The following is a 24,868-nucleotide window of genomic DNA, read 5'->3' as shown; positions in this document are numbered from 1 at the left end:
TTATGTGTGTCTAGAATTTTGGTGGCTATTCAGTTTGTGTTAATAAAAAATTACTACTAATTCAAAAAAACCTCATCGTTCTAATTTCAATAACAACGCTTATGTATTAAATTAGCTACAAAATGTAAATTTATTTTTGGATGGTGTAATGCTAATACATAAAAGGATATGGCTAGGTGTGCTTCTTGCAACTGTTACAAGTTCAAGTTTTGCAGAGGTGTCTGGTACTCTCGAGAAAGATGGAGAGGATTTATTTTTCATAACAGAAGAAAGAATTGCTTATATCAAGTCTCCAGAGTGTCAGAAATTTGTGTCTGATAATAGTACTACCTACAAAGTTAAGTTTTTAGGTGTTGATCAAGATATTAAGAAAACAAAGCTGATTGGTCTAACTGAAATCGAATTTGAGTCTGGTAGTAGATGTAAAGTTAATACTATCGAAAAAGTTCATACTGTTACTAGCCATGCAACTCATCCTGTTTCAGCACCAGCCCCGCCACCAGCAATGGTAATCACACCTATTAGTTCTACTGATTACATGTCTCGTCAGTTCACCACAACTTTAGCGGATTTACCTCCAGTTGCGAATAGTATTCGTCCTTCAGCAGCTATTTTCTTTAGAAATAGTGTAAATGCCAAAAAGTTGAACATGGCATTGTGTAAAGGCTTTGTACAGCTAGAGACAACCGAGGACGTATCTAACTATTATAATGCGACAATTGAGGAGCAAGTCGTTACCAAAGTACCAGTATCTCAAGAGATTCCTCAGGATACGACAGATTGTAATCAGATTTTAAAGGTCTATGATTATGCACTTGCCGCAAGTGAGTTAAGCAAGCTACATCCTAGTATTGCGTATTCAAATGGACCATTTATTGTTATTTACAGTCCTAACTCTACTCGTGTTGATCAAGTAATTGATCTCAGAGGGTACTCGGAAGCGCAACTTGAGGGATTTGGCCAAAAATGGAGTAGCATTTTCACGAATGCAGCGAACCAATATGCTCAAACTCAACGTAGTAGTTCACAGCAAGATACTCAATTTAATATTTGGATATTTGTGAGAGACTTATTTCAGGCATCAGTATGTGTTACAGATCCAAATCTAATTTATATTTTTAATGAATCTGCTGGAAAAATAGCGGATATTGTATGTAAGGGCACAAAGACCTAAATACTAAAAAAGCTCATCGCGTGATGAGCTTTTTTTTATTGAAAAAAATAAATTAATAATAACTCACCATTAATACAGCTTTGTTTTGGTCTTTTTCCTTCACTAAATTAATTTCAACAGTTTCATTTTTTTGTGATTCATTTATCAGACTTGATAAATTATGAGTATTTACTTTGATATTGTCTTTAATATTGCTTAATCCTTCACAATCTTTTGTTTTTTGTGAAATTGAACACGTTTCCACTATAATGTTTCCTTTGAATTGAATCGTATTTGCTGCATTCGCAATTGAACCTAATCCTAAGAAAGCTATTATTAAGCTAAATTTATATATTATTTTATACATCTTTTATGCCTTTATTTAATGTATTAATTATTAAATATCATAAAAAATATAATTTAGGCAATATTAATTTAACTGTTTGATTAATTTGGTTTTAAAAGTGTGTTGTATTTAGCATTTTTAATGCTGAATTGTTTTTTAATTCAAATTTTAATTTATTGTGCGTTATTTTTCTTATTTTAATTAATCTGTGATGTAGTAATTAAAAAATAAAAAAACCTCAAATTAAATTTACATAATTTGAGGTGAATGGAAACTTTAGATCAATCTAAATTAATCATACTCAATGGTCACAGTCGCCATTGCACGTACAGTCCCAGCAGTGACGTTAGTGGCAGTTTGATAATATTGTGCAGTCATAGGAACATTGTATTGCAATGTTTGATTTGAGTTCACCGTGCCCAATTCAAGTTTGTCGCCTTTCTTAATGATTTGATTTTTATTGTTATAGTTCCAAAGTAACTGCACACCTACACCATTTGCTTTTGTAGATGCGGGTGCAGTATTTTGCATAACTTGATTGTTCGTACCATCTTGAACGTAATCAAAACTTAAACTAATGAGATTTTTTTCTTCATAACCCGTCGGATTGTCTCCACCATTACATAAGATATTCATATCAAATGTTTGTGCGCCTTGTGTAGAGCCTACACCTGTGAAACCAGATTTTGTTACGGTTGGAAGAGTAACAACTTTATTGATATTACCTTGTATCTCGCAAGAAGATGATGCAATTGTAATAGCATCACCATAAACATGACTAGTTAAAATCGGTTGATTGGGGTGTGAGGTTAGGTAATATCGACTGTATTGACCAGGGACTAATGCTCCAGAACCAGTTTGTGAAGCTGTCTTAACGATTTCAACAACAAAATATCCAGTATCTAATGAATAATTAGTGCCTCCCCAAGAAGAACCACCACTGATATTTCTCGAATAAGGATAATATCCAGAAAAATTTGAGTTATTTTGTGCTTCACGATATAAACGAATTCCAATACCAGGAATATTTGTACTATAAATATTATTGCCAAGAGGACTGACTGGATAACTTTGAGTTAAATCTGCTCGAACAGTTCCACTTGAATATCGGGTGCAATTAATTGTCGAATTATTTGGATCAATTGCAAAAGTTGCATTACGTAGGATCTTGCCAACTTCATCGCTAGGACGAACAACAACACGTCCCACAGCCATACTGATTATTTTTGTTGTGAAGCCAGCTGTAGGTGCACAAGCTGCATTTGCTAAACTTGTAAAACCAAGACCTGTTGTCAACAAAGCACCAGTGATTAGTATTTTCTTCATTTACAAACCGCCTCAGTCATAATTAAGTTGTTTTGATCTTTCTCTAATTGAGATGAAACATCGTAAGTTATTTCACATTGTTCAGTACTATCGTCACCCCATTTTACAACGAGACGATCAGTTGCTTTTTGTGTGCGAAGATAAACCATACTACCTTGTGCAACTATTCCAACAGACTCATTATTTTGATCAAAAACTTGAGCTGCAAATGGTAGGTTTCTACCTTTAGTTGTTTTAGTCGCAATATAAATTGCATATCCCGTTTTGGTTGCGAAATCAACCTTTGAAATAGCTCCTGCAAATGGTGCTATTCGTTGGCTAGACTCTTCTAACTCAACATTGGTCGACATTTCTTGAGGATCTAAAGTGATGTCATTTAAGCGGTAAGGTGTCACATAAGGTATTACGGCATAACCTTTCTTGTTAATACTTAATCCAGTCGTATTATTAACCTTAGCACCTGTTGCATCAGGGGCATAGACAAGAACCATCGTTTGACCCTGTTCTGACCCAAATAATACGCCATCTTTGTGTGCAAGAATATTACCTGAAACGCTAACCATGGCTTGTTCATATGAATCTGCAACACTATAAGATCCACCCACTGTTGCGTAGTTGGTTTTATACCGGCCATTTACATTAAGCGTTGGATTGCTACGATCTTGATGTGTGACTGATGATCCATAACTGAAACGATCACCTACAGTTCCACTCACGCCTACAGTTCTGGAATCTTCTGATGCATTTGCATTCACATTCATTGAATGTTTTTTGAAACTTAATGGGAAGGACAGTGTCATCAAGTATTCTGTATCAGTTGTTTGATTACTAGGTCCATAATCTACTTGGCGGTTTATCGCTGAGATACCATAGGTTAATCCTTGGTAATTATTACTATAACCAATTTGGTATTGCTTACTACTTTCGTTGCGATTCCAATAATCCACCCATGAGCCGACCATATAGACATTACCCCAACCATCAGGTAAGCCTTGGTTTAAGGTGATTTGAAATTCACTACGCTGTTTGCCCACAGCGTAACTATTCAAACCGCGATCTTCCAAATCACGAATTAAAATTGCATCACGTAATTTGTAGTAATTCTCTGTCGAATAACGATAGGCCGCAAGTGTGAGGTTTGTATTCGTTGATGTAATCAACTTGCTGTAGCTCAGTCGATAACTTTGCCCCGTTTGTGATTTTTTTCTTTCAAAATCAGCATCAGAGTGGGTGACGTCTAATGAAATTGCTCCGATTGGCGTTGCAAATGCGGCACCAGCCAATACTGAAGCATATTTTTCAGTTGCTTGAAAACCTGTATAATCAGTGAGGTAATTATTTATACCTCTTTGGTATTTACCTTGTACAACCCATGGGTCGAGATGAATATCATTATCTCTAAATTCACCTGCAGTAACAGAGTAGCGACTCATACCAGGGCGCAACATTTGCACTACAGATGCATAAGGAATAGCGAATTTTTGTATTTCACCATTTGATTCAATAATCGATACTTCTAACTCACCGCCAAAACCTGTTGGGTAGAGGTCATTAATTTCGAAACTTCCTGGTGAAACTGTGGTTTGGTAAATCAGTTGACCTTGTTGACGTACTTCAACTTTAGCATTGGTTTTTGCATTTCCGCGAATACGAGGGGCATAGCCGAGCATGCTATTCGGCAACATTCGGTCATCACTTGAAAAATCTACACCTCGATATCCGAAAGAGTCAAAGATTTCACCATTTGTGAAACTATCACCTAAGGTAAGTACGCCACGATATTTAGGAAAAGCACGTTGTAAGTAGGTGCTTGTCGCTTGATAGTCTGATTTACTTTCATTATCGGGCGGGCGATCTTGCCAGCGCCATTGACCATTATGGCGTAATTGCCAGCCAGCAATGTTTATACCAGCTGTTAAAGCCATAAATGCATTAGTTGTTTCTTTATTATCACTATTATTGTTGAATGTTTTATAAGCACTACCACTATATGATAGAAAACCAGCATTAATCCCACGATCCCAGATACTTGGATCTACATAGCCTTGAGCATTTTTTTGTAATGCAACTTGTGGGATTGAAATATTTACACGTAATTTTGAAGTATCAAATTCATAAAACGAATCGTCAATCCATTCTTCAATTTTCATACAGCTATTAGCTGATTGAATAGGTTGAGTCTGTTTCAAAATTTCTTGTTTAACACCGTATTCGAGTAACGTACTTGTATTGAAGCATGTTGTTGCATTTTGCTTAGGATCAATCGCCTTGAACATCATACGGCGTTTACCGAACCATTGACCGTTCACGTAGACATCAACGTTGTATTCACCTGATAGAACAGGGTTACCATATTTAAAGCGTGAAATATCAATTTTCTGAGCATCACCAATCAAGAAGGATGAGTCAAACTCAGCCTCCGTGGCATTATTAGGAGCAGATTCATCTGCGTAAACCATGATTGGCATAGTCATGCTGATTATGCCTGATGTAAGGTAAAAACAAATATGACGCTTTAATAATCTGTATGGTGCGTGCCGTTTTGACATAATAAAATTCGCCTATATGGTATAGGTACTTAAAATTATTGGTTATAAGAAATAATGAATGATTATTGGAGTTTGATTGGTCTTTCGACGCGTCCACCGTAATCATTAACATTGATAAAACTCATTTTTTCAGTAGATGACGTTTTTAATTGAACACGATCTTCTGAAAAAGGTTTTAACATTAGGCCTTGAGGCAATAAATCGACTTTTTTATCGCCATTCACTTGGAAGATAGAAGTCATCGTAATGTGGAATGGAGTCGGATTTTTAATCACAAGACTTTGCCCAGACTTTTGCCATTGCAATTTATCTGCAGCTAAATTGGCATCTTCTTTGATCGTTGAAGGGCGATAAAAGAATTTAATTCGAGAACGAATTGCGAGTTGTAAAAAATTATCAGGTACTGTTTCTCCACCTTTAGCCGTTGGCTTTGGTGGGATGTCTAGTACGTTTAACCAGAGTACAGATTCTTGTTGTTGATTTAACGTAGAGGCATTTGGCAGAGCTGTAATTCTGAGCGTCTGACTTTTTGTCGCTTCAACACGTGAAATAGGTGGTGTAATCATGAAAGGTACTTTTGATTGATCAGGCGTACTTTTAGGATCACCTTCATCAATCCAAGCTTGGACCAGAGCAGGTTTAGAGCCATTGTTACTAAGTTGTAATGTTACTTCACGGGCATCAGAAGGATAAATGACACGTGTACCATGAATAACAATTTCTGCGTGCGAAGCTGTGGCAATCATCGAACAGAGTGCTAAGCCAGACAAAAAATTACAACCGTGAAATGACATGTTTTACATTCTCTGAAAAAGCGGAAGATTATAAAAATTAAAGAGTTTCTATGTTCTGAAACATAGAAACTCAGCGATCAATAATTATTGATAAATAATTGTATATTGAACGTTTGTCGTTACTTCACCAGCTGTAGATGCACCAGTTGCGTAGTATTCAGCATAGTAGTTCAAGTCGGCAGTACCGCCATCAACAACATCAACCCATTGAGAGTTAGCTTGAGCACCGCTAGCGCCAGCAGCTAAAACTGGAATCACTTGGTTGTTACTACCTAATAATTGGACATCAACATTTTGAGCACCAGCAGTAGCTTGGTTGATTAAGCGACCAGTGTTGAAGTCAACAGTTGCACCTGGTTCGAAGTAAGTTGCAACTTTACCTTCTGAACAATCTTTTAAGTTGATTTGGAATGGAGTACGACCTGCAACATCGCCAGCATTTGCTAAAGTTTGTCTAGAAACTGTTGGAAGTGTAACAGTAAAGTCTTTACCAGCAGGAGTATTGATAGTACAAGTTTTGTCAGTTACTAGACCATTGATTGTAATTGTGCCGTCAGCAGCTTGAGCGTTTGCGATGCCTACAACTGAAAGTGCAGCGATCAAAGCAAGTTTTTTCATAATGATTTCTCTAATACATCAGCTAAAAGTTTGAATTAGATTACTTTTCCAGTTAAATTCTTGCGCTGAACAAGTAATGCGCGAAATATACCATTCATTATAAAAAATGCAAACTTCGTCACATAAATTTAATACTTAAATTTATCAATTGTTATAATTTGAATAACCTATTGTTTATTTATTAGTTTTTATTAATAAACTTTCGTTATTAAGTGAATTTTATTTAAATAATCTCAGGGTGACTGTTAAGTTTTGTGATTAAAATCAAATCATTTAGTTGTTTTTTGATCAAGGTGTTCATTTTTTCTTATCAATAACTATAAAAAATCAGTTCAGCTTATTTTTAAAAAATCTAAATATAGGTGGGGAAAATTACATAGATTACAAAAACACCTAACTTGTTTTAAGAATTTTTTAAGATTCAATTCTTAGTGTTTTAGTCATGATTAGATGAAAAAATCAGCTAAGGAGTTTTCAATGAATATGCTTTATACTCATAAACCGAACTACTATTTTTTTGCTCATAAATTTGTTTTATTTCTTGAAAGTTATATTAAAAATCATCCTCAAGAATTGATCACAAGCTTTAACTTGCAAACGATCTACGACTTGTTCAGTCATGACCGAGCTTCGAGTACAACAAATCTTGAAGGTATTTTAAATATCGCCGATGAATACATGCTTGAGACAGATGAAGGGCAGCAGCCATTAATTCACGCATATCATGTTCATCTTGATAACCATGTTTTAACCTTAGAGTTTAATGCTAAAGCGATGATCAGCTTGAAGTCAGGACAAAGTCTTATTAGTCCTCAAGCTGCATAATCTAGAAATTCCTCTTGATACACTTAACCATGAATCTCCTTTGGTTAAGTGTTTTTTTATATAGCTGTTTTAAGTAAATTTATTCGTTATGATATTTTTAATTTAGTTGAAAATATTGAATCTCATGAATAAAGACTTCAATTCTGACACTTATACGGTAGATGAAAATATTGCCAATACAATTTTTTGGCTTATGCAACATCAAGATATTTTTGATTCATTTCATTTTGATGTACATACACAGGAATTATCCGTAACGCATGCTGCTGGCGTAGACATTATTCGTCAAGGCATGTTTTTAAATGCAAAATATGGAATTTTAGTTACTTCGATCTAATCTCAACAGTACAGAAAAAACCTTGTCGATTGACAAGGTTTTTATATTTTATGCACTCATTGCATCTATAGAGAGTTCTGCCACCGTTGGTTTAGGTTTTTCAGCAGTTAAACCTAATTTAGCAAATAAGACTTGATCTTTACCTTCACCAGTGTTTGGTGTTGTTAGTAATTTATCACCAGAGAACAAAGAGTTTGCTCCAGCCATAAATGCTAAGGCTTGATCAGAATCACTGAGGGATTCACGTCCAGCAGATAAACGGATATAACTGTGAGGCATAATAATACGTGCAACAGCAATAGTACGAATCCATTCAGTAACATCTAACTTTTCTACATCTGCAAGCGGAGTACCTTCAATTGGAACAAGCATGTTAATTGGTACTGATTCAGGGTGAACGGGCATAGTAGAAAGCTCATGTAATAAACCAATACGGTCATTACGAGTTTCACCTAGACCAACAATCCCACCACTACAAACTTTCATCCCAGCCTGACGCACGTGATCAAGTGTATTTAAACGGTCATCAAAACTACGTGTACTGATGATGTGTGAATAATATTCACGAGAAGTATCAAGGTTGTGGTTGTAGTAATCTAAACCAGCATCTTTTAAGCGCTCTGCTTGAGATTGGTTTAACATCCCCAAAGTCATGCAAGTTTCTAAACCTAATGCTTTTACTTCACGAACCATTTCGAGAACATAAGGCATATCACGTTCATGTGGATTACGCCAAGCAGCACCCATACAAAAACGTGAAGAACCAGATTCTTTTGCTGAAATAGCTTCACGAATAACTTTATCAACAGCAATGCGTTTTTCCGCTTCTAATTTAGAATCGTAATGAGCAGATTGAGAGCAATACTTACAGTCTTCAGGACATTTACCTGTTTTGATTGAAAGTAGTGTGCTTACTTGAATGGTATTTGCTTGGAAATGTTGACGATGAACGCGTTGTGCTTCAAATACTAAATCTAAAAAAGGTTGATCATATAAGGCTTGGATTTCATCACGAGTCCAGTCATTACGTAGGGTCATTGTTATATCCATGATGATTGATTACAAAGATTGAGATTAATCATACAGAAATCATGCCAAAGCCAAAGGGCAAAAAACATCATTTTTCTATGTGATGGACAATTGGTTGTCGCAATTGTTGTTGAATTGCCCAATCAATATGTACGTTTACAATCTCATCGTGCCAAGGTTTTGCCTCTTGCAACTTAGCAACGATTTCATTCGAGTATGGCGCATTTCCAAGTCCGATTGCAATATTACGTTTAAATGATTGATACCCTGTGCGACGTATAGGGCTGCCTTCAGTATTGGCTAAAAATGTAGCTTCATCCCACTGCCAAATATCGAGCAAGCTAATATTGTCTAAACTATGTCTTGGATCAAAATCAGGAATTGTGGCTGTTTTAGCAAAGCCATTCCAGGGGCAAATTAACTGACAATCATCACAACCAAAAATTCGATTACCAATTCCAGCGCGGTATTCTTCTGGGATTATGCCTTTATATTCAATGGTTAGATATGCAATACATTTTCGAGCATCTAACATATAAGGTTCAACAATCGCTTGTGTAGGGCAGATATCAATACACGCTGTACATGAGCCACAATGTGCTGTCGCAGGTTGATCAAAAGGTAGATCGAGTGAAGTAAATAACTCACCTAAAACAAAAAAGGAACCTGATTTTTTATGAATGAGTAAAGTATGTTTACCTGTCCAACCCATACCTGCACTTTCTGCAAGGGATTTTTCAAAAATTGGTGCTGAATCAGCAAATGGACGTGATTCGAAATCTCCAACTTTTTCTTTGATGCGTGTAGCTAAAGTTTTAAGTCGACCACGCATAACTTTGTGATAATCACGACCACGTGCATAACGTGCGATAATGGCTGAATTTGGTTCAAATGGTACATAACGGGGCTTTGGCGATGCTACAAGATAGTTCATACGCACACAGATAATACTTTTTGTGCCTGGCACGAGCAAAGTTGGGTCGGCTCGTTTATCTAGGTTTTCCTCTAAATAGTGCATGTCAGCATGATAGCCGCGTTTTAAATATTCTTTAAATCTCGGAATTTGATCTTGAGCATCTGGTTTGGCAATGACACAATCAGAAAAACCCAATTCCAAAGCTTGTGCTTTTATCCATGTTTTAAGTTCTTGAGGATCAAGCTGCTGAATCTCAATCTTTTGAGAAGTGTTGTGAGATGAGGAAGTGGAAGCCATAAACCAATAATAAGGAGAAAATCATGCACCGATCAGTTTACCATAGCAAAGTTTATGATAGTCAAAGTATACAAGCATGGGAGCGTCGATGGTTTGCTCAACGGAATTCTTCTTTAGGTTTAATGCAGCAAGCAGCTTGGACAATAGCGCAAAACTTAAATAAACAATTTCTAGCTAAAAAAATTAACCATATCGCGGTCTGGTGTGGTCAGGGCAATAATGCAGGTGATGGCTATTATATAGCTGCATTTTTAAAGCAGCAGGGATTTAAAGTAACCATGTTTGCTACAGAGCTAGGTCATTCTGAGGATTTACAACAGGCATTTCATTACGCACAAAGCCAAAAAGTTGATACACAAACAATTGACTATTTATTGTCTGAACATGAGATAAACCAAGACTTACCCATATTCGATTGTCATATAGATGCTTTATTTGGGATCGGATTAAATCGAATGCTGGATCAAAAATGGCAAAATATTATTCACCTCTATAATCTGCAAACAGGTTTCAAAGTGTCAGTTGATATTCCTAGTGGAATTCATGCTGATACTGGTCAGGCTTTACCTTGTTCAACAGAAGCAGATCAAACTTTTACCCTATTGGGATATAAAGCTGGATTGTTTACAGGCCAAGGCAAGGAGTATGTGGGAAAACTGCATTTAGTCAGCTTGATCCCAATTGATGCAGAATTAAAACCACTTGCTTATTTATCTCCTGAACGAATTGCTTTACCGAAGCGCAAAGCCTTTGGTCATAAAGGAAGTTATGGACATGTGCTAGTCGTCGGTGGACACGCCGATATGGGGGGGGCAGTCATTATGTCTGCTGAAGCTGCTTTTCATGCTGGTGCAGGCAAAGTTACAGTGGTTTGCCATTCTAAACATCATCAAGCAATTCTAGCGCGTTCACCTAATATTATGGTGAGAGATATTAATGGGCTTGATCAAGGGCTTATTCAACATTTATTAGCACAAGTCGACGCAGTCTGTTTTGGAATGGGTTTAGGACGAGATGAATGGGCTGAAAATATCTATCAATTATGGTTTGATTTACTTAATAAAAATTCACATTTAGAAGTTGTATTGGATGCTGATGGATTATGGTTTTTGGCACGATATCCGCAGCAATTAAGTGCACATGTTTATGCAACTCCACATTCAGGTGAGGCAGCAACTTTGTTGGGTTGTAAAGCAGCAGATATTGAACAAGATCGAATTGCCGCGATTTATCAGCTACAACAAAAATATGCAGGACAATGGGTGCTTAAAGGTGCAGGGAGTCTGACATTAGATGATCAATTATGGATTTGCACTCAAGGTAATGCGGGGATGGGAACGGGTGGAATGGGGGATGTGCTGGCAGGCATGATTGCGAGTCTAAAAGCGCAATTTCATGAGCAAGTCGCATTACATGAAATTGTCAGCTTACATGCACAAGCAGGAGATTTACTCGCTGAACAAGGGATTAGAGGCTTGCAAGCACATGAAATGGGGAAGGTAATTTATCAAGTTGTAAATCAGTAAATCTTAACGTCTTCTACTACTCGAACGACTGCGTCCACGAGCCATCCCGCCTAATGCATTTAAAACAGCCATTTTGCTCATACTTCCCGAAGCGTGGGCATGGCAAATAGCAGCAGCTAGAGCATCGGCTGCATCGGCTTGCGGTTGAATAGTAAGGTTAAGTAGTTTCATCACCATCATTTGGACTTGTTCTTTTTCGGCTGCACCATAACCAACCACAGACTGTTTAATCTGACGTGCTGTGTATTCAGCTACTTGTAAGTCTAAATTCACCAAGGCGGCAATCGCAGCACCGCGTGCCTGACCGAGTTTCAAAGCTGAATCAGGATTTTGAGCCATAAATACTTGTTCAACAGCAGCTTCGGTAGGACCGTGAAATTTAACGATACGCTCAATACCAGCGAAAATTCTTTTTAAACGCTCAGGCATTTCTTGTGTTTCTGTACGAATGGTGCCCGCATCGACAAAGCGTAGCATATTACCGTCCTTTTCAATAATTCCGTAACCTGTTAAGCGTGAACCAGGATCAATACCAATAATGAGTGACATGCAGCACTATAAAAATAAAAGAATGTTGATATTGTTACATATAGCCTTTTGCCTTGTACAATTTTTTGTTGGATAAAAATTTCAGTCATTTAAAGAGTCGATTTAAAAGATTTTGACTAGTAGGAGTGTGATTTAAAAAATTTGTTTGAATTATTTGAATGACGTAAAAAATTTCCTTTTTTGTATTAAATATGAGCAAGTATTTTAGTTTTTAAAGATTTATGGAGAAAAAGTTTGCATTAAATTAGCTAAGGGCGTATAAAGCTAACTCGCTGATGCGGGGTGGAGCAGTCTGGTAGCTCGTCGGGCTCATAACCCGAAGGTCGTTGGTTCAAATCCAACCCCCGCATCCAATTTATTTTGCTCTGTGATCTATAAAAACGTTGTTGTTTTCTTAAACAGTAACGAGTTAGCTGAAATAAACCTAAAAAGCTAAAATTATTATTAAATCCTAGTTATGCTCTGTTTCCTTACCTAGTGTTGTAGTAAATCCAAGTTGTCACTTGAGCTCAGTCATGAGTATTTAAGTTTTGAAAATTATCAATGAATGGCATATTGCCACTGCCACAAATGGCAATGAAATTAATGTACAAATTATTCCCCTCAAACGTCAGCAAAGCACGCTTAATGGCTTTAAATGGGTTGAGGTAGGAAAAAAAATCCTTTTACAATCTGGTCAAGAAATTGAATTTAATCTTGATGGTAGAAGTTTTTATACATCACCAAACCAGTTGTATCGACTAAATTAGTCATATTTGAGCCTAACATAGAAATATTGTTACATTTTTAGGTTGGGCTTTATTGGATTATCCCCTTAGTTACAATTGTTTTTTTAGTTTTTTATTAATATAAAATCCTTATAATTCAATAGTTAAATATAAAAAATCTAATTTTATAAATAATAATTGAAAATTATCTATATAAATAAGCAGATATTTATTGCTTGTAAAAAGCAAACTCGTGTATAGTGGTTCTTAACTAGAAGAATAACACTGTTGATTCAGCAAATCTTTAATTTCGTAGTTTAGTTAAACCTCTCGTTTTATCAGATTTTAGTCTCAAAGTTTTATTACTCCAAGTTATTTGCTGCTAAGCATCCCGAATTTTTTAAATAGGTTAAAGATATGTCTAACACTGCGACTGGTACAGTTAAATGGTTCAACGAAACTAAAGGTTTTGGTTTCATCCATGCTGATTCTGGACAAGATGTTTTTGCTCATTTTAGCGAAATCCAAAGCAATGGTTTCAAAGTTCTTCATGAAGGACAACGCGTGTCATTTACTGTTGCTCAAGGCAAAAAAGGCCCACAAGCAACTGGTATTACTGTAGTTGCTCAAAACTAATAGTATGCCGCAGAAAAAAGCTCACTTTGGTGGGCTTTTTTTATGGTAAAAAACCATAAATCTATCAAATTTCTTCTTCTGCTAAATTAATTGTTTAAGCCCAATGGTAAAAATTATTGCATGCTCTACGACTTTTTGCTAATTTCAATTCGACGATTATTTCGGCAGATTAAAGATTAGCGTACATTTGATGAGCATGCGGTTATGGATAACATAGAGCAATACACTCAAGGGTTTGAACATGAAGTTCACGTGCAGTGTAAAAGATCATTAGGGACATTGTTATTTAGCTTTGTTGTCTTGCTAGTAACAAGTTTGTAATTAAAAAGCACCTAAGGGTGCTTTTTTATGCGTTATGAAAGTGACTGTTGAGGGAAAATTTTATCTTCCTGACCGTGTTTGCTATGTGATAGGCTTTATAAAAAAGGATAAGCCTATGGATGCCATAGAAACAAAAGATTTTTCTGCTATTGCTGGTTACACACTTGCACTTCTAGAGATGGATGAGTGGATTAATACTCGGCCTTTTTTTTATAAAATAAAAACGCATTATTTGGTTGATCAGGCGATTAGGCTTGAATACATCATTATCCAGTAGAGATAATTTAGAAACTTTAGCCTGATAAGAATGATCTTTGAATGGCATAGATCATAAATACATCTAAAGTATATTTTTTTTAATAAGTTGTATTGTTAAGCTAACATTCTACAAATATTCAAATTATTTTTCTGTTTCAAATCATCGACATAATTTGTAAATTTTTTTGATATCTTTAATTTTTTACACATAAGAATTTATTTTCATGAAAAAGTTATTCATCATCAGTACGGTATTCCTTTCAATATCAGCATGCTCATCTACTCCAAATAAAGATGTGTCACCTCCTAAAATTGGTATGCCTAATCCAGCCAGCCAATATTGTATAGAGCAAGGTGGGCAATTAGAAATTAGAAATGAAGCGAATGGTCAGGTCGGATACTGTAAATTTCCGAATGGTAAAGTTGTAGAAGAGTGGGAGCTTTTTAGAGCAAATCAACCTAAATGCGATGCGGAAGAGGCTCAAAAATTAATTGGTCAGTCTAGGTTAAGTGATCAACAAATTAAACAAAAAACTCAATCAGAAATTGTTCGCACAGTTGCACCAAATCAGCCCGTAACAATGGATTATCGTGAAAATCGAGTTACTGTTACGATAGACCCAAGCTCTAAGAAAATCTTAAATGCGAGCTGTGGCTAACATTTATAAAAATTATAAGCTCTCATCTTGAATGTCTTCAGATGAGAGTGTTTCTGAAAATAGGGTAAGCCGTAAAACTTGATAAATTCGAAATTGTACCCATATCTTAATTTATTGAGTTCGTATTGATTAATATGTAAGAATGATCAATTGAACTGACACAAGTTTTTATTTTTTGAGATTTGAGATGAATCTACTTCTTATCGTGGTTTTAGGTACTATTGCTGAGGTTTTAGTATGGATTGGCGTGGGTGACCTCGTTGGAAGTATGTGGTATGTCTTCTTCTGGTTTGTGCTTGCTTTCTTTATTGGTTTAAACCTTTTTCGATATAGTACTGCTAATATCATGCCTCAATTGCAGCAGATGCAAATGACAGGGCAATTAGGTGCAGATCCTGCTGTTACTAAGAAACTTGCATTAGCAATGTCTGGTTTCTTTTTAATGATTCCAGGATTAATTTCTGATGTACTTGCTTTATTGGTGTTGATTCCTTCTGTACAAACAGCTTTTCGTAATGCTTTGATGAAAACAATGGCCAAACGTCAGCAAGCGATGATGGATCAAATGATGGGTGGTATGGGAGGCGGCGGAGCTGCTGGACAAAATCCTTTTGCTGATTTGATGCGCCAAATGCAAGAAATGCAAAATCAACAGGGCGGTGGTCAATACCGCGATTCAACCATTATTGATGGTGAAGCGAGAGAAGTGAAACCAGATCAAAAGAAAATCGAATTTAAAGATGTAAACTAAGTTGTAATTTTTAAAAAAAGCACGCTCTTCTAAAGCGTGCTTTTTTATTTTTGTTTGCTTGTATCTGTATCTGTGCTTTGTTCTAAATTTTCAGATAGATTTTGTGTTTCAGCAGTTTTTTTATATTGTGTCGGAGCTAATGTCGTAACTTGATTTTCTGATTGTTTGTATTTTCTACTGCGATTTGCTCGTTCGCGAAATCCACCTTTAGTAATTAATTGAGTCATGATATTTACTCTTTGATCCTAGCCCAATATTTTAGCAAAATTATGTGAAAGATCAAAATAATACCTAATTACTGAATTTACCTCGATTGTAATGATTTCATAAAAATGACATATTTTTTTTGTTAAATGAGCTGGTACGGTCATAAATCAAGATTGAAATCTTAATTTATTTCTCATAGGATAAAAGTGCGACGGTAAAAATTGTTGTAAAAAGAAAATAAAAAATAACAATCGGGAGGAAAAAATGATGTTATATCAATATCATTGTGCATGCTGTGACAAGGTTGTTGCTTCAACTGATAAAGAGTGTCCACATTGCGGTTCGCAACACATTAGGAGTCCTTATGGGCTTTGGATGTTTTGTGTGGCAGCATGTTTGGCTGTAGTTGTTATTGTGAAGCTTGCGCATATGTATTCGCAACATCATCAAGAAGAACAGCCTGTTCAAAATACGTCTATTTTTGAAGTTCTAAAGCAAGACAATATGAATTCTGGAAATTAAAAATTGGGGAATAAAAAAAGCTCGCATCATGCGAGCTTTTTTATGTGTGGGTTTAAAGTCCAGCAGCATCCTTAAGGATCTGAACTTTATCTGTCTTTTCCCATGTAAATGCAGTGTCAGAACCTTCGCGACCGAAGTGACCATATGCTGCAGTTTGTTTATACATCGGTTGAATTAGATTCAACATACGTGTAATACCATACGGACGTAAGTCAAAATGTTCACGTACTAGCTGAACAATAAGCTCATCTGATACTTTGCCTGTATTAAATGTATTAATTGAAATAGAAGTTGGTTCTGCAACACCAATTGCATAACTCACTTGAATTTCACATTTGTCAGCAAGACCTGCAGCAACGATATTTTTCGCAACATAACGTCCAGCATAAGCTGCAGAGCGGTCTACTTTTGATGGGTCTTTACCAGAGAAAGCACCACCACCATGACGAGCCATACCACCGTATGTATCAACAATAATTTTACGACCAGTTAAACCACAGTCACCTACAGGACCACCAATCACAAACATACCTGTAGGATTGATGTGGAACTTGGTTTCAGCATGAAACATTTCAGCAGGAATAATTGGTTTAATAATTTCTTCGATAATTGCTTCTTTTAACTGAGCTTGGCTGATTTCAGGATCGTGCTGAGTTGATAATACAACTGCATCTAAACGAACTGGCATACCATTTTCATAAGCAAATGTAACTTGGCTTTTTGCATCTGGACGTAACCAAGGTAAAGCACCTGAACGACGTAATTCTGCTTGACGTTCCATGAGGCGATGAGCGTATGAAATAGGCGCAGGCATAAGAACATCTGTCTCACGGCTTGCGTAACCGAACATCAAGCCTTGGTCACCAGCACCTTGATCTTCTGGTTTTTGACGGTCAACACCTTGAGCAATCTCAGGTGACTGCTTACCAATCATGTTGATGACAGCACATGTAGAGCCATCAAAACCTAAATCAGAATGATGATAACCGATTCCGTTAACTGTTTGACGTACAATCGCTTCAAAGTCCACGTTTGCTGTAGTCGTAATTTCACCAGCAAGAACAACAGCGCCTGTTTTTACTAATGTTTCACAAGCGACACGCGCATACGGGTCTTCTTTTAGGATTGCATCTAAAATAGCATCACTAATTTGGTCAGCCATTTTGTCTGGATGACCTTCGCTTACAGATTCTGAAGTAAAAACAGCATACTCGCGCATGAACGTCCTATCATGGTTATTTTCAAAAAGACAGAGTATGTTACATCGACTTGGCGTATAGGACTAGCACAAGCTGACTAAAAAGCATGAAATTATTTCATTTTCATCATGTTTTTATTGATATGTGTATAAGTAAAACTAATATTAATGCTTTAATTAATAAAGTTTTTCTGAATTGTAAATTTTCATATTTGACTGATTGTATTTTACATGTTGTTTACACGGTGAACATTTGCATAAAGAATTGTATTTGAATGATCAAAATATAAGAAATATCGTGTATTGCACTTTACCCCATCTTGTTTTTTTAAGACAATAGTCGCAGTTTTTGAAAGATGATTTCTCATCTTCTCTCATCTTATTGATTTAATCGGATTCTGACTTATGACAACCCCTTTAAATGAACGTCGTATTGCAAATGCAATTCGTGTCTTGGCTATGGATGCTGTGCAACAAGCAAACTCAGGGCATCCTGGTGCTCCAATGGGGATGGCAGATATCGCTGACGTAGTTTGGCGCGAATTTTTAAATCATAACCCAACAAACCCACAATGGGCGAACCGTGACCGTTTTGTATTGTCAAATGGTCATGGCTCAATGTTGCAATATGCATTATTGCATTTGACTGGTTATGATTTGTCTATTGAAGATTTAAAGCAATTCCGCCAATTACACTCTAAAACTCCTGGTCATCCTGAATATGGATATGCACCTGGTATTGAAACAACAACTGGTCCATTAGGTCAGGGTATTGCGAATGCAGTAGGTTTTGCTTTAGCTGAAAAAACGTTAGCTGCTCAGTTCAACAAAGACGGTTTAGATGTTGTTGATCACTTCACGTACTGTTTCCTAGGTGATGGCTGCTTGATGGAAGGTATTTCGCACGAAGTATGTTCACTTGCAGGTACTTTAGGTCTTGGTAAGTTGATTGCTTACTACGATGACAACGGGATTTCAATCGATGGTGAAGTGGAAGGTTGGTTTAGTGATGATACTGAGCAACGTTTCAAAGCTTATGGCTGGCAAGTGCTTCGTGTAGACGGGCATGACGCTGATGCGATTCGTCAAGCAACTGTTGAAGCGAAAGCTGAAAGCAATAAACCAACGATCATTATCTGTAAAACGATTATTGGTTTAGGTTCTCCGAATAAACAAGGTAAAGAAGACTGCCACGGCGCGCCACTTGGTAAAGACGAAATCGCTTTAACACGTGAAGCATTAGGTTGGAAAGAAGAAGCGTTTGTTATTCCGGAAGATGTATATGCAGCTTGGGATGCAAAAGCTAAGGGTCAAACTTCTGAAGCCGCTTGGAATGAATTGTTTGCACAATACCAAGCAAAATATCCAACTGAAGCAGCTGAATTGTTACGTCGTATCAACGGTGACTTACCTGCAGAATTTGCTGCACAAGCAGATGCATTCATTGCTGAAACAAATGCAAAAGCTGAAACAATTGCAACTCGTAAAGCAAGCCAAAATACGTTACAAGCGTTTGGTCCATTACTGCCTGAATTATTAGGTGGTTCGGCTGACTTGGCTGGTTCTAACTTAACACTTTGGAAAGGTTGCCAAGGCGTACAAGACAATCCTGCGGGTAACTACGTTTATTACGGCGTCCGTGAATTCGGTATGACCGCAATTGCAAACGGTGTAGCTTTACACGGTGGTTTTGTTCCTTACGTTGCAACATTCTTAATGTTTATGGAATATGCGCGCAATGCGGTACGTATGTCTGCATTAATGAAGCAACGCGTAATTCATGTATATACACATGATTCAATCGGTTTAGGTGAAGATGGTCCAACACATCAGCCAATTGAGCAAATTGCATCATTACGTGGTACGCCGAATTTAAATACATGGCGTCCATGTGATACGGTTGAAGCGGCTGTTTCTTGGAAATCCGCTCTTCAGCGCAAAGAAGGTCCAACAGCATTAATTTTCTCTCGTCAAAACTTGCCATTCCAAGCGCGTAATGAAGCTCAAATTCAAAACGTTGCAAAAGGTGGTTATGTACTTGCTGAAGAGAAAGGTGAGTTGAAGGCAATCATCATTGCGACTGGTTCAGAAGTTTCATTGGCGATGGAGGCATATGCACAGCTTGAAGGTGTGCGTGTTGTGTCTATGCCATGTGCTGAAGAATTCATGAAGCAAGATGCTGCTTACCGTGAAGCGGTATTACCAGCACATATCCGTGCACGTGTAGCAGTTGAAGCTGCCCATGTGGATTATTGGTGGAAGTTTGTTGGTTTAGACGGTAAAGTGATCGGTATGACCACCTATGGCGAATCTGCTCCAGCAAAAGACTTGTTCCAATTCTTCGGTATCACCACTGAAGCGGTTGTTGCTGCTGTTAAAGAGTTGACTGCTTAATTGAATTAAGAGTTAAAAAAGCGTCCTGATTAGGGCGCTTTTTTTGTGATTGAAATTAAATGCTAAGTTCAGTTTGAATTGAAATATTCGACGTCAATAATTTATGAACAGGGCAGCTTTCTGCTACCTTTAACAGACGTTTGTGCTGATCTTCGGTAAATTCACCTTTAAGCACAATCTTACGCTCAATGTTGTTTTGAGCAGACTCTGGTTGACCATTTGGATTCAATGAAAGATCTACTTGAACTTGTTCAAGTTTAATTCCTTTGTGATTGGCGTACATTTCTAAGGTGATCGTCGTACACGCGCCCAGAGCAGATAATAATAATTGTATTGGATTTGGTGCAGTATCTTGACCGCCTTTATCTGCAGGTTCATCAGAATACCAAGTGTGCCCAGAAGAGTTCGTCAGTGTAACGCGATAGGGAGTTGATGTGCTGAGTGCTTGGGTAGAATAAGTCATGATTTACCTTGTTGTGAATCTTTTAAAATTAAAAAAATCATAGATCAATCGAGAATACGAATGAACTATCCAATTGTCTAGTATCGAATCTGTATAATCATATTGAGTTTAATACGCGCTGTAACCCTTTTATTGTTGCACGGATGAAACATATCGTTTTATAAAGAATAATGAATAAAAATACTTGATGTATACACTATTGCCTATACCAAACAAGGATACGAAAAATGCAATTTAAAACATTAAGCTTAGGTTTAGCCGTTGCCATCGCAAGTTCTGTAACTTTAGCTGCGCCTGTGGACTATAAAATTGATCCAACACATACAGCAACAGTGTTTAGCTGGAATCACTTTGGTTTTTCAACTCCGAGCGCGAATTTCACTGATATTCAAGGCGTGATTAAAGTTGATAATGCTAAACCATCAAACTCTTCTGTAGATGTGATTATTCCAATCAGCAGTGTGAATACAAATGTTCCTGCTTTGGATAAAGAGTTCCAAGAAGAAGCTTGGTTTAACGCAGCTAAATATCCGAATATCACTTTTAAAAGTACTAAAGTAGAAACTAAAGACAAGAAACACTTCAAAATTACGGGTAACTTAACCGTTAAAGGTGTGACTAAACCTGTAGTTTTAGATGCTGTGCTGAATAAACAAGGTGAGCATCCAATGGCTAAAGTACCTGCAATTGGATTTAATGCAACGACTTCATTTGATCGTTCTGCATTTGGTATCGGAAACTATGTTCCGAATGTAGGTGATAAGATCACTGTAAATATTACAACTGAAGCAACTGCTGCTAAGTAATATCGAAGTACTCAAACTTCAAAAAAGCTCACGCTCAATAGCCGTGAGCTTTTTTATTTGCTCATTATCTAGAGAAAATGACTATGTGGTAGCATTAAATGCTTCTGAATAAGTGACAAAACCACTTGGTATGTGGTCGGTAAAAGCAAGAATTTGAAAATAGTCTGCTGGAACATCTTCTAGGATCAATCTAGCATCAGCCTTAAAGCCAAATTTTCCATAATAATTAGGATCGCCGAGTAATACGCATCCTTTTGCATTTAGTGCCTTGATCTTATTCAAACCTTCTTTGATAAGTTGAGAGCCTATACCATTTGCTTGATATTCAGGTAGAACTGAAATAGGACCTAAACCATACCAATCTGTCGCACCATCTGAAATAGAGACGGGTGAAAAGGCAATATGCCCAACAACTTGATTGTTAATTTCAGCGATTAAAGAAAGGGTTAACTGATTGTTTTCTCTCAGCGCATTTACAATGAATTGTTCAGTGTGGCTTGAATATTCAACATGTGAGAATGCTGATTGTGTTAAATCAAAAATGGCTTGGATGTCAGTGTTCTGTTCATTACGGATTCGAATGTTCATTTTAGTTACCTAGTATTTTTTTAAATCACTGATGAAGCAAAATCATGTTATTGCTTCATCAGATGATGATTAAGGATGTTTATTGATTATCGAGTTGAGGCCGTACGTTTCTAAGCCCATTCAAATTGATTTGATAGGGTTGACCTTCCTGTGATTTGATCAATCTTTTCTTCTTAAGTTTTCGAAAAACATCGAGTGTGCAATCAGATAATACAAAACCTTCACGGCTATAACATTCTACAGCAATGAGTTGTCCTGATTCATTTTTGAGTTTTACGATTTTTCCGCCTTTTGCTAAGACGTGTAAAGTCCTTTGTTCAGACTTGGATAGGTTCATGTTGGAATCCAGATATTAAGTAATCAAAAGCAAAGATAGGCATGAAGCCTGAAAAATTCGCGTTGATAACCCATTTCAAATTTTCATTGAAATATGGTTATCAGATTACTGCTATCTCCAACATAAAATCCTCGATGTAGATTGGATATGAAATTTGCTAATCAATATATAGCTTGTGATATAAAAAGTAAAATATTATGTGAAATATACTGTGTTTTGGGTGCGAGAGTTAAGGTGTATAGCCTTATTTTTAAGATTAACTTAAGATGCAAGTATCGATGTATTTCCAATATTTGAATGCACAGCACAAATATTATTTTCAAGGTAGGACAGGATGGATAATCAGAAATTCATACAACAGGCCGTCGATTTAGCACTAGAAAATGTAAAACGAGGCGGTCGACCATTTGCTGCTTTGGTTGTAAAAAATAATGAGATCATTTCAACAGGTGTAAATCAGATTAAGTTGACGAATGATCCGACAGCACATGCTGAACTGCTCGCATTACGAGAAGCAGGTCGTTTATTATCTACTCCAAATTTAGAAGATTCTAGGGTTTATGCAAGTGGGCAACCTTGTCCAATGTGTCTAGCTGCAATAAGAATGGCTGGTATTTCAAAAGTATTTTTTGCATTCTCCAATACGGATGCTGAACCATTTGGTTTATCAACTGCGAAAATTGCCGAATTATTGAGAGTTGAACCTCAGTTTCAAGAGGGTTTAGAGTTTACTCAATTAAAATCGAATCACTGCTCAGATTTGTATGCAATTTGGCAAAGACAACAGTAGATTGGATTGCGAAGAATTACTTTTAGATTAGTAACTTATTGAAAATCCACATTACTTTTTTGCATGTTTTTCTTTTAAAAGTAAGTATGCTGGAAGAGATTTTTTCGCTTGACGGCGAATCATGATTTTTATGTATAAAACGATCGCAAAGCAGGCTGTAGCAATTGTAAGCATCAGGCTATTCATATAACTCATTAAAGAGCTAACATAACCAATCGTAGCAATACGCCGTTGCATCCTTTCAACTTGCGTACTGGATTCAATACCTGTAATCGCCCATGTGCAAAGGTGTTCACAATTATTGATAATCAAATGGTAGTGATTTTCATGCATACGTGATCGCATGCGACGTACAACAACCTTAGCTTTATATTTCGGTGATTCATAATAACGAATATGAATAGGCTTATCACGAGCAAAACGTTCTAGTGTCGTTATTTCAATAGGATGTTTTTTGAAAATATGTGCAAAGCCTGAGTAGTGAATAACTCTTCCACGACCTGCATAGATGCCATGATGGCTATAACCAAAGTGTTTGACGATGAGATGAGCGCCAAGATAAAAACGTTGATGTTTCTGCTGCATGCCTATTCAAGAATATTGCATTTTACCTAGCTATTTTAGTGAAAAAAGATGAATCTATCGAGCATATTTCATCAATCAATCATGTGAATATGTGTTGAGTTTGTATCTGTCATCTAAATTGAGGTTATATTCTAAAGTAGGTGCTTTTGTGATGTTGAGGAATTTGAAATTGTTGTTGAATCGATGTCTATTACTATCAAGTATGGTATTTCAAGCTACCACAGTTTTTGCATTTGAATATCAAAGTATGAAATTCGAGGATGTTCTATTTGAAGTGATAAAGGTCGATGACTTAAAGGATTTGCAATTATTTTTAAAAAATCCTCGAACAGGTGATTTCTATCAAAAGTTTTCGAATATTCAAAGCGACTTAGCTGCATGTAAAGAATTACGTTTTGCGATGAATGCTGGGATGTATCATCCCAACTTTGAGCCTGTGGGGTTGTATATAGAAAAAAAGAAAAAGCTTTCTGAATTAAATGAATCAACAGGTTTTGGTAATTTTTTTATGCAACCAAATGGTGTCGTAGCGTGGAATGATCATGGTGCTGTCATTCATTCAACAGCAGACTATAAGAGAGCAAACTTTACAGCAAATTTCGCGACACAATCAGGACCAATGTTGGTGCATAAAGGACTAATAAATTCTCAATTTATAAAGGATTCAAATTCTTTAAAAATTCGTAATGGTGTTGGGGTGCGGGATGATCATTTATATTTCGTGATTTCAGAACAGCGTATAAATTTTTATCAGTTTGCAAAGTTCTTTAAACAGCAGTTGAGAGTAGATGAAGCTTTGTATTTAGATGGATCGATTTCTAGCTTGTATTTAAAAGACATTCAACGTAATGATATAAAATATAATTTAGGACCAATCGTTGGATTAACACATCAAAAGAATTGTAAGTTATAGAACCCTAATCCTCTCGTTCAGAAAAGATTAGGGTATTATTTTTATTGGATTGGTGGGTTGATCATCGCAAGTAATTCTTTACGACTATAACCACGAGAAATCAGGACTTTTTTGATGCCTTTAATCACATCTTCATCTGTAGCTTTTACTAAAGCCTCAAGAAGTTGTTCATTTGATTTGCAAGAGCAATCATTTTCAACACAAGAGGTTTGATTCTTGTGTTCGTTATATTGTTGATCAGCATTCAACAATTTTTGCCAAAAACTCATAGAGCCTTCATATACAACCTAACATAGATCGAAATATAGTCACTTTAAAATAAAATACAAGTCAGCATAAGTGATAAAAGCAGCAGTTGAACTTCAATTTTTTCGATGATTTTTAACGTTATTAACGAAATTATGACAACTTAATGACTTGACCGTTGATATTTCAAAGATTTTTATAAAAAAACTTAAATAAAAAATA

29 protein-coding genes and 1 tRNA gene are annotated in these 24,868 nt (G+C 36.4%); 15 read left to right on the top strand and 15 right to left on the bottom strand.

Translation table 11 applies throughout. From position 1 onward, the window contains the following. The first annotated feature begins 148 nt into the window (after positions 1-148). On the top strand, positions 149-1,174 hold the full coding sequence (locus tag A2003_RS07875; RefSeq protein WP_039046970.1) for a hypothetical protein: 1,026 nt from the start codon (positions 149-151) through the stop codon (positions 1,172-1,174). Between the two features lie 52 nt (positions 1,175-1,226). Here the strand turns inward: A2003_RS07875 and A2003_RS07870 are convergent, their stop codons facing one another. From A2003_RS07870 to A2003_RS07850, 5 genes are all read right to left on the bottom strand, one after another. Continuing rightward, entirely contained in the window at positions 1,227-1,520 is a 294-nt protein-coding gene (locus A2003_RS07870; RefSeq protein ID WP_042893690.1) for a fimbrial protein, read from the bottom strand. 270 nt (positions 1,521-1,790) lie between these two features. Then, positions 1,791-2,825, bottom strand: coding sequence for a fimbrial protein (locus A2003_RS07865; RefSeq protein WP_286687122.1), 1,035 nt, complete (start codon positions 2,823-2,825; stop codon positions 1,791-1,793). Continuing rightward, entirely contained in the window at positions 2,822-5,374 is a 2,553-nt protein-coding gene (locus A2003_RS07860; RefSeq protein ID WP_125272761.1) for a fimbria/pilus outer membrane usher protein, read from the bottom strand. The genes A2003_RS07865 and A2003_RS07860 overlap by 4 nt, the downstream gene beginning before the upstream one ends. A gap of 62 nt (positions 5,375-5,436) precedes the next feature. Beyond that, positions 5,437-6,168 carry a fimbrial biogenesis chaperone gene (locus tag A2003_RS07855; protein WP_004915339.1) on the bottom strand — a complete coding sequence of 244 codons (732 nt, stop codon included), beginning with the start codon at positions 6,166-6,168 and terminating at the stop codon, positions 5,437-5,439. A gap of 84 nt (positions 6,169-6,252) precedes the next feature. Further along, complete coding sequence (locus tag A2003_RS07850) at positions 6,253-6,786, bottom strand: fimbrial protein (protein ID WP_004961480.1); 534 nt, start codon at positions 6,784-6,786, stop codon at positions 6,253-6,255. 477 nt (positions 6,787-7,263) lie between these two features. Between A2003_RS07850 and A2003_RS07845 the strand changes: the two genes are divergently transcribed. Further along, positions 7,264-7,611, top strand: coding sequence for a hypothetical protein (locus A2003_RS07845; protein WP_004954754.1), 348 nt, complete (start codon positions 7,264-7,266; stop codon positions 7,609-7,611). 124 nt (positions 7,612-7,735) lie between these two features. After that, complete coding sequence (locus A2003_RS07840) at positions 7,736-7,948, top strand: hypothetical protein (protein WP_004915346.1); 213 nt, start codon at positions 7,736-7,738, stop codon at positions 7,946-7,948. Positions 7,949-7,996: 48 nt separating this feature from the next. Here A2003_RS07840 and bioB read toward each other — a convergent pair whose 3' ends face one another. Beyond that, positions 7,997-8,986, bottom strand: coding sequence for a biotin synthase BioB (bioB, locus tag A2003_RS07835; RefSeq protein ID WP_004915347.1), 990 nt, complete (start codon positions 8,984-8,986; stop codon positions 7,997-7,999). A gap of 79 nt (positions 8,987-9,065) precedes the next feature. Next, the gene (queG, locus tag A2003_RS07830) at positions 9,066-10,190 is read right to left on the bottom strand and encodes a tRNA epoxyqueuosine(34) reductase QueG (RefSeq protein WP_075696414.1); all 1,125 of its coding nucleotides are present in this window, start codon (positions 10,188-10,190) and stop codon (positions 9,066-9,068) included. 23 nt (positions 10,191-10,213) lie between these two features. Here queG and A2003_RS07825 point away from each other — a divergent pair, with 23 nt between their 5' ends. Further along, the gene (locus A2003_RS07825) at positions 10,214-11,716 is read left to right on the top strand and encodes an NAD(P)H-hydrate dehydratase (protein WP_125272760.1); all 1,503 of its coding nucleotides are present in this window, start codon (positions 10,214-10,216) and stop codon (positions 11,714-11,716) included. 3 nt (positions 11,717-11,719) lie between these two features. Here the strand turns inward: A2003_RS07825 and ruvC are convergent, their stop codons facing one another. Then, on the bottom strand, positions 11,720-12,265 hold the full coding sequence (ruvC, locus tag A2003_RS07820; RefSeq protein WP_039046964.1) for a crossover junction endodeoxyribonuclease RuvC: 546 nt from the start codon (positions 12,263-12,265) through the stop codon (positions 11,720-11,722). A 276-nt stretch (positions 12,266-12,541) separates the two neighbouring features. On the opposite strand from ruvC, the gene A2003_RS07815 reads away from it, so the two are divergent. From A2003_RS07815 to A2003_RS07790, 6 genes are all read left to right on the top strand, one after another. Further along, positions 12,542-12,618, top strand: a tRNA-Met gene (locus A2003_RS07815). A gap of 177 nt (positions 12,619-12,795) precedes the next feature. After that, on the top strand, positions 12,796-13,014 hold the full coding sequence (locus A2003_RS07810; RefSeq protein ID WP_004961495.1) for a hypothetical protein: 219 nt from the start codon (positions 12,796-12,798) through the stop codon (positions 13,012-13,014). Positions 13,015-13,389: 375 nt separating this feature from the next. Beyond that, entirely contained in the window at positions 13,390-13,608 is a 219-nt protein-coding gene (locus A2003_RS07805; protein WP_004915353.1) for a cold-shock protein, read from the top strand. A gap of 355 nt (positions 13,609-13,963) precedes the next feature. Continuing rightward, positions 13,964-14,206 (top strand): hypothetical protein, encoded by a 243-nt coding sequence (locus A2003_RS07800; protein WP_004954745.1) that lies wholly within the window; start codon positions 13,964-13,966, stop codon positions 14,204-14,206. Positions 14,207-14,411: 205 nt separating this feature from the next. Continuing rightward, complete coding sequence (locus A2003_RS07795) at positions 14,412-14,846, top strand: I78 family peptidase inhibitor (protein WP_004961503.1); 435 nt, start codon at positions 14,412-14,414, stop codon at positions 14,844-14,846. 187 nt (positions 14,847-15,033) lie between these two features. After that, positions 15,034-15,597, top strand: a complete 564-nt coding sequence (locus A2003_RS07790) for an FxsA family protein (RefSeq protein ID WP_004961505.1) — start codon at positions 15,034-15,036, stop codon at positions 15,595-15,597. Between the two features lie 44 nt (positions 15,598-15,641). Here A2003_RS07790 and A2003_RS07785 read toward each other — a convergent pair whose 3' ends face one another. Next, positions 15,642-15,824: a hypothetical protein gene (locus A2003_RS07785; protein ID WP_075696419.1), complete on the bottom strand. Its 183-nt coding sequence runs from the start codon at positions 15,822-15,824 to the stop codon at positions 15,642-15,644. A 244-nt stretch (positions 15,825-16,068) separates the two neighbouring features. On the opposite strand from A2003_RS07785, the gene A2003_RS07780 reads away from it, so the two are divergent. Beyond that, positions 16,069-16,326, top strand: a complete 258-nt coding sequence (locus A2003_RS07780; RefSeq protein WP_004915370.1) for a hypothetical protein — start codon at positions 16,069-16,071, stop codon at positions 16,324-16,326. 52 nt (positions 16,327-16,378) lie between these two features. Here A2003_RS07780 and metK read toward each other — a convergent pair whose 3' ends face one another. Continuing rightward, positions 16,379-17,545, bottom strand: coding sequence for a methionine adenosyltransferase (gene metK, locus A2003_RS07775; RefSeq protein ID WP_004954738.1), 1,167 nt, complete (start codon positions 17,543-17,545; stop codon positions 16,379-16,381). A 384-nt stretch (positions 17,546-17,929) separates the two neighbouring features. Between metK and tkt the strand changes: the two genes are divergently transcribed. Further along, complete coding sequence (tkt, locus tag A2003_RS07770) at positions 17,930-19,918, top strand: transketolase (RefSeq protein ID WP_039046959.1); 1,989 nt, start codon at positions 17,930-17,932, stop codon at positions 19,916-19,918. 55 nt (positions 19,919-19,973) lie between these two features. Here the strand turns inward: tkt and A2003_RS07765 are convergent, their stop codons facing one another. After that, positions 19,974-20,381: an OsmC family protein gene (locus A2003_RS07765; protein WP_204379168.1), complete on the bottom strand. Its 408-nt coding sequence runs from the start codon at positions 20,379-20,381 to the stop codon at positions 19,974-19,976. A 227-nt stretch (positions 20,382-20,608) separates the two neighbouring features. Here A2003_RS07765 and A2003_RS07760 point away from each other — a divergent pair, with 227 nt between their 5' ends. Continuing rightward, positions 20,609-21,187, top strand: a complete 579-nt coding sequence (locus tag A2003_RS07760) for a YceI family protein (RefSeq protein ID WP_039046957.1) — start codon at positions 20,609-20,611, stop codon at positions 21,185-21,187. 81 nt (positions 21,188-21,268) lie between these two features. Here A2003_RS07760 and A2003_RS07755 read toward each other — a convergent pair whose 3' ends face one another. Both A2003_RS07755 and A2003_RS07750 read right to left on the bottom strand, forming a co-directional pair. Then, positions 21,269-21,775 (bottom strand): GNAT family N-acetyltransferase, encoded by a 507-nt coding sequence (locus A2003_RS07755; protein ID WP_039046956.1) that lies wholly within the window; start codon positions 21,773-21,775, stop codon positions 21,269-21,271. A 79-nt stretch (positions 21,776-21,854) separates the two neighbouring features. Then, positions 21,855-22,112, bottom strand: coding sequence for a YjhX family toxin (locus tag A2003_RS07750; protein ID WP_004915387.1), 258 nt, complete (start codon positions 22,110-22,112; stop codon positions 21,855-21,857). Between the two features lie 334 nt (positions 22,113-22,446). Between A2003_RS07750 and A2003_RS07745 the strand changes: the two genes are divergently transcribed. Continuing rightward, positions 22,447-22,902: a nucleoside deaminase gene (locus A2003_RS07745; protein ID WP_039046996.1), complete on the top strand. Its 456-nt coding sequence runs from the start codon at positions 22,447-22,449 to the stop codon at positions 22,900-22,902. Positions 22,903-22,953: 51 nt separating this feature from the next. Here A2003_RS07745 and A2003_RS07740 read toward each other — a convergent pair whose 3' ends face one another. After that, positions 22,954-23,487 carry a lecithin retinol acyltransferase family protein gene (locus tag A2003_RS07740; protein WP_286687121.1) on the bottom strand — a complete coding sequence of 178 codons (534 nt, stop codon included), beginning with the start codon at positions 23,485-23,487 and terminating at the stop codon, positions 22,954-22,956. A gap of 151 nt (positions 23,488-23,638) precedes the next feature. Between A2003_RS07740 and A2003_RS07735 the strand changes: the two genes are divergently transcribed. Further along, positions 23,639-24,400, top strand: coding sequence for a phosphodiester glycosidase family protein (locus A2003_RS07735; RefSeq protein ID WP_286687120.1), 762 nt, complete (start codon positions 23,639-23,641; stop codon positions 24,398-24,400). Positions 24,401-24,441: 41 nt separating this feature from the next. On the opposite strand, the gene A2003_RS07730 is transcribed toward A2003_RS07735, so the two are convergent. After that, entirely contained in the window at positions 24,442-24,669 is a 228-nt protein-coding gene (locus A2003_RS07730) for a hypothetical protein (RefSeq protein ID WP_004954718.1), read from the bottom strand. Positions 24,670-24,868 lie beyond the last annotated feature (199 nt).

Origin of the sequence: Acinetobacter sp. GWC1_38_13, assembly GCF_001767535.1 — a bacterium.
Taxonomy (GTDB): Bacteria; Pseudomonadota; Gammaproteobacteria; order Pseudomonadales; family Moraxellaceae; genus Acinetobacter; species Acinetobacter junii.
The sequence above is the reverse complement of the archived record's forward strand: the minus strand, read 5'-3'. Positions and strand labels throughout refer to the sequence as shown.

What these genes read in the sequence shown, in the direction of transcription:
- A2003_RS07870 (WP_042893690.1), bottom strand. Translation starts at nt 1,520, where the DNA reads ATGTATAAAATAATATATAAATTTAGCTTAATAATAGCTTTCTTAGGA.
- metK (WP_004954738.1), bottom strand. Translation starts at nt 17,545, where the DNA reads ATGCGCGAGTATGCTGTTTTTACTTCAGAATCTGTAAGCGAAGGTCAT.
- A2003_RS07840 (WP_004915346.1), top strand. Translation starts at nt 7,736, where the DNA reads ATGAATAAAGACTTCAATTCTGACACTTATACGGTAGATGAAAATATT.
- A2003_RS07755 (WP_039046956.1), bottom strand. Translation starts at nt 21,775, where the DNA reads ATGAACATTCGAATCCGTAATGAACAGAACACTGACATCCAAGCCATT.
- A2003_RS07795 (WP_004961503.1), top strand. Translation starts at nt 14,412, where the DNA reads ATGAAAAAGTTATTCATCATCAGTACGGTATTCCTTTCAATATCAGCA.
- A2003_RS07850 (WP_004961480.1), bottom strand. Translation starts at nt 6,786, where the DNA reads ATGAAAAAACTTGCTTTGATCGCTGCACTTTCAGTTGTAGGCATCGCA.
- A2003_RS07735 (WP_286687120.1), top strand. Translation starts at nt 23,639, where the DNA reads ATGTTGAGGAATTTGAAATTGTTGTTGAATCGATGTCTATTACTATCA.
- queG (WP_075696414.1), bottom strand. Translation starts at nt 10,190, where the DNA reads ATGGCTTCCACTTCCTCATCTCACAACACTTCTCAAAAGATTGAGATT.
- A2003_RS07855 (WP_004915339.1), bottom strand. Translation starts at nt 6,168, where the DNA reads ATGTCATTTCACGGTTGTAATTTTTTGTCTGGCTTAGCACTCTGTTCG.
- A2003_RS07750 (WP_004915387.1), bottom strand. Translation starts at nt 22,112, where the DNA reads ATGAACCTATCCAAGTCTGAACAAAGGACTTTACACGTCTTAGCAAAA.
- A2003_RS07765 (WP_204379168.1), bottom strand. Translation starts at nt 20,381, where the DNA reads ATGACTTATTCTACCCAAGCACTCAGCACATCAACTCCCTATCGCGTT.
- A2003_RS07780 (WP_004915370.1), top strand. Translation starts at nt 16,069, where the DNA reads ATGATGTTATATCAATATCATTGTGCATGCTGTGACAAGGTTGTTGCT.
- A2003_RS07730 (WP_004954718.1), bottom strand. Translation starts at nt 24,669, where the DNA reads ATGAGTTTTTGGCAAAAATTGTTGAATGCTGATCAACAATATAACGAA.
- A2003_RS07790 (WP_004961505.1), top strand. Translation starts at nt 15,034, where the DNA reads ATGAATCTACTTCTTATCGTGGTTTTAGGTACTATTGCTGAGGTTTTA.
- A2003_RS07825 (WP_125272760.1), top strand. Translation starts at nt 10,214, where the DNA reads ATGCACCGATCAGTTTACCATAGCAAAGTTTATGATAGTCAAAGTATA.
- bioB (WP_004915347.1), bottom strand. Translation starts at nt 8,986, where the DNA reads ATGACCCTACGTAATGACTGGACTCGTGATGAAATCCAAGCCTTATAT.
- A2003_RS07760 (WP_039046957.1), top strand. Translation starts at nt 20,609, where the DNA reads ATGCAATTTAAAACATTAAGCTTAGGTTTAGCCGTTGCCATCGCAAGT.
- A2003_RS07845 (WP_004954754.1), top strand. Translation starts at nt 7,264, where the DNA reads ATGAATATGCTTTATACTCATAAACCGAACTACTATTTTTTTGCTCAT.
- A2003_RS07860 (WP_125272761.1), bottom strand. Translation starts at nt 5,374, where the DNA reads ATGTCAAAACGGCACGCACCATACAGATTATTAAAGCGTCATATTTGT.
- ruvC (WP_039046964.1), bottom strand. Translation starts at nt 12,265, where the DNA reads ATGTCACTCATTATTGGTATTGATCCTGGTTCACGCTTAACAGGTTAC.
- A2003_RS07740 (WP_286687121.1), bottom strand. Translation starts at nt 23,487, where the DNA reads ATGCAGCAGAAACATCAACGTTTTTATCTTGGCGCTCATCTCATCGTC.
- A2003_RS07745 (WP_039046996.1), top strand. Translation starts at nt 22,447, where the DNA reads ATGGATAATCAGAAATTCATACAACAGGCCGTCGATTTAGCACTAGAA.
- A2003_RS07785 (WP_075696419.1), bottom strand. Translation starts at nt 15,824, where the DNA reads ATGACTCAATTAATTACTAAAGGTGGATTTCGCGAACGAGCAAATCGC.
- A2003_RS07800 (WP_004954745.1), top strand. Translation starts at nt 13,964, where the DNA reads ATGAAAGTGACTGTTGAGGGAAAATTTTATCTTCCTGACCGTGTTTGC.
- A2003_RS07865 (WP_286687122.1), bottom strand. Translation starts at nt 2,825, where the DNA reads ATGAAGAAAATACTAATCACTGGTGCTTTGTTGACAACAGGTCTTGGT.
- A2003_RS07875 (WP_039046970.1), top strand. Translation starts at nt 149, where the DNA reads ATGCTAATACATAAAAGGATATGGCTAGGTGTGCTTCTTGCAACTGTT.
- tkt (WP_039046959.1), top strand. Translation starts at nt 17,930, where the DNA reads ATGACAACCCCTTTAAATGAACGTCGTATTGCAAATGCAATTCGTGTC.
- A2003_RS07805 (WP_004915353.1), top strand. Translation starts at nt 13,390, where the DNA reads ATGTCTAACACTGCGACTGGTACAGTTAAATGGTTCAACGAAACTAAA.